This is a genomic window from Aquabacterium sp. UBA2148, assembly GCF_002328915.1.
GTDB lineage: Bacteria > Pseudomonadota > Gammaproteobacteria > Burkholderiales > Burkholderiaceae_C > Aquabacterium > Aquabacterium parvum.
Map to the genome: position 1 here is coordinate 9,727 of NZ_DCXA01000119.1, position 1,172 is coordinate 10,898.

At 70.5% G+C, this 1,172-nt stretch carries 2 protein-coding genes; one reads left to right on the top strand and one right to left on the bottom strand.

What is annotated here, in order from left to right; translation table 11 throughout:
• Positions 1 to 287 (bottom strand): aldehyde dehydrogenase family protein (locus B2W70_RS06555; RefSeq protein WP_286744001.1); only part of this gene is annotated, 287 nt, incomplete at its 3' end.
• Between the two features lie 307 nt (positions 288 to 594).
• On the opposite strand from B2W70_RS06555, the gene B2W70_RS06560 reads away from it, so the two are divergent.
• A partial coding sequence (locus tag B2W70_RS06560; RefSeq protein ID WP_286744004.1) for a GAF domain-containing protein occupies positions 595 to 1,172 on the top strand: 578 nt, incomplete at its 3' end.

The following is a 1,172-nucleotide window of genomic DNA, read 5'->3' on the forward strand; positions in this document are numbered from 1 at the left end:
TCCAGGTTGGCCTCCAGCCGATCGGCGATCTTGTTGAGCACGGCCGCACGTTGTGCCACAGGCGTCTTGGCCCAGCCGGGCGAGGCCGCGTGGGCCGCGTCCAGCGCCAGGTTGATGTCCTCTTCCGTCGAACGCGCCACCTGGCAGAACACCCGGCCCGTCACGGGCGTGACGTTGTCAAAGTACTGCCCTTTGGTGGGCGCGACCCAATTGCCGTTGATGAAGTTGTCGTAGCGCGGCTTGCAGGTGACGGGGGAGCCGGGGGTACCGGGGGCGGCGTAGAGCATGCGGGTCTCCTGGTGGGTGAGCGATGTGCTGGGCGAGTGCTGAAAGGGTGCGGGTGGGCAGGCGGGAGATCGGACCTGCCCGGGGGCTTGTGACCCCGCCGCACCTTCTTCAGCGCAGGGCGCGTGCCATCGCGGGTTCGCACCGATCCGCCTGCTCTCACGCGCTGGGACGCCGCTCCAGGGCCCCGGGAGAACCCGTTGTCACCCCACGCCTGCCTGCGCTGCGTCAACGATGCACGCTGTACCGGAATGACACAGGGAGAGCCCGGGTGTGTCACCGGTGCCCCAGGTGGATACTGCGTTCGCCATGCGCCCGAACCACCTGCCCGCCACCTCGCCCCAACTTCAGCAGGCACGCCGCTGCCTGCTCGAGACCGGCGATCTGCCGCTGGGCCTGGTGGACGACGCCTTGCAGCGCTCGTGGCAGCGCAGCCAGCACGCCGGCATCAGCCCCCTCGGTGGCCTGGGCGAGCCCCCGCTGTGCAGCGACGGCGAGCTGCGCCGCGCCATCGCCAGCGAACACGACTTCCTGGCCCAGGCCCGACCGGTCATGGACTTCGTCTTCGATCAGATGCGCGATTCCGGCAGCCTGGTCGTGCTGGCCAATGCGCGCGGCCTGCTCCTGCACAGCCTGGGCGACGCCGACTTCCTCGGGCGCGCAGAGCGCGTCTCACTGCGCCCCGGCGCCCTGTGGCACGAGAGCGACCGCGGCACCAACGCCATCGGCACCTGCCTGGCCGAAAGTCGCGCCGTCGTCATCCACGGTGCCGAGCACTACCTCGAGCGCAACGGCTTCCTGACCTGCTCGGCCGCCCCGGTGTTCGGCCCTCGCGGCCAGCTGCGCGGCGTGCTCGACATCTCGGGCGACCACCGAGGACACCACCC